Annotated in this window: 2 protein-coding genes; both read left to right on the top strand. The window is 46.5% G+C overall.

The features are described from left to right. Positions 1-58: 58 nt before the first annotated feature. A complete protein-coding gene (locus tag WB217_RS13765) occupies positions 59-1,546 on the top strand; it encodes an Mbeg1-like protein (protein WP_423993785.1) in 1,488 nt (495 codons plus the stop codon). A gap of 3 nt (positions 1,547-1,549) precedes the next feature. Then, positions 1,550-1,741, top strand: a complete 192-nt coding sequence (locus WB217_RS13770; protein ID WP_423993786.1) for a hypothetical protein — start codon at positions 1,550-1,552, stop codon at positions 1,739-1,741. The last annotated feature ends 144 nt before the right edge of the window (positions 1,742-1,885 follow it).

Raw genomic sequence — 1,885 nt, forward strand, 5'->3', positions numbered from 1 at the left:
ATCGTGAAGAGTCCTGACGATATCCCGAAGCATTATGTCTCACTTAAGGAGTGATTGAATGTCTCTGGAAAATTTGACTGATAAAGAGAAAAACCTTCTTTTGCAGTTATCTTATTTAGACATTCCACCCGAACTTGAGATAAGTGACGCAAGGCCGAGAAACATCCAATATATCCTCGACGAAATTAAGCAAAGCGGCATTGAATACGACGAGGACAGATTGAATAATATTCAAAAGTATCTAGATGCAAATAGCCAATCTCCGTTGCAGGATGTGAAACTCACCGGTTACGCAAACCACAATCCTAATGAAGCAAACAATACAAATGGAGCCTCGGAATCGGGGTTTGTAGGGTATGCAGTCAAGGATGAAGATGGAAATGGAGCAGTCATGTTCAGGGGCAGTGAGTCGCCGGGGAACTGGGATCATCTCAGGACGGACTGGGCCGGGAACGTGGCAGCGGGAGTAAGCATTGAAACAAAACAGCATGAGGAAGCATTGGCGTTTTATCAAAATTATATGGTGAATGTTGATGGGCAAATCACCATTTTTGGACACTCAAAAGGCGGCAATCTCGGGACCTATGTTTTTGTGAATGATGGCAGCGATAACGTAAATGCCTATATTGTCAATGGTGCCCCCCTTTGGTGGTTTGACCTGACGGATAAGCAAAAAGAAGATTTGAAGGGGGACCGTTTCACATTTGTCACCTATGAAGGGGATTTTGTTTCCCATCTCGGTTATGCCCCATATGTAGACCAAATCGTTCGCTTAAATAAAGAACACGGGGAATATGCGGACCCATTTTATCCGCATTATGAGACGAGTGTAACGTTCAATGATGATGGAAGCCTTGCAAATTCGATGGATCCGGATAAATGGATGGTACGTGATCTTGCGCGGGACCTGTACTACTCATTTGGCAGCGCAGCTGTTAATTTAGCCAATGCCGCTGTTGACCAGGTGAGGGAAGCGGCAACAGCTTTTGTTGGCGGGGTAAGGGAAGTGGCAGCTGCCGCGATGAGGCAGGCAAGAGAAGTAGCGATGGCAATCAGTTCGGCGGCTCTCAATATTATATACACCACCTGGAAGGGCATGGTAGATGCAGCGAATTACGTGAGGGAGCAAACGCTCAGGTTTGTGTCCAGGGTGCAAAATCTAGGGAGGCAGCTTGTTGCAAATGCAGGCAAATTTCTTGATACGGTTGCTAACCGGGCAAGGAGCTTGTTTTCAAGGGCAATGGATTTCATTTCCGGCGGCAGCTTCCCAGTTGAACCTTTCATCAAAGTCGACATCTCAAGGCTGTTATATTACGCGAATCGGCTGCGCGCCCTGCAGCAGCGGACAGCGCGACTTAATGACATGATCGATGATCTCTATTGGGAAGCCGGTGTTATGGGGCTCGATAATGTGCTAAAAGCAGATATCAGTTCTTCGTTTGATATACGGATTCCGGAAAGTGTAAATTATTTGAACCGCACGGCAGAGCTCCTGCAAAGAAGTGAAACCATGCTGGCGGGCAAGGCCAGTTCGATTGGAGGCTAATGCATGGATCCGAAAGTAAAAAGCAAGATTAATAGAATTGCAGCCGAGGCAGATGCCATTGCCCGGGAACTTGAAGACATTGCTCAGGGTCTGGGCCGTGAATTCAAGGGAATCGGTTCAGTGAAAGCCGCCTCCGGTTTGAGCAAATCAGCGGATAAATACCGGTATGTCAGCAGTCAATTAAGAAGGATTTAATGGGTATGGCTCTTTTTTGAAAAAGAGATCATATATAACCACACTTTAAAGGAGGTGAAAAAAATGGCGAGATCGATTACGGTAGATCCAGCAAAGCTTGATGCGACTGCAGCAAAAGTGGAGCAGCAGGCAGCTGACTATGAG

The organism is Mesobacillus sp. (assembly GCF_049588175.1).
GTDB lineage: Bacteria > Bacillota > Bacilli > Bacillales > Cytobacillaceae > Mesobacillus.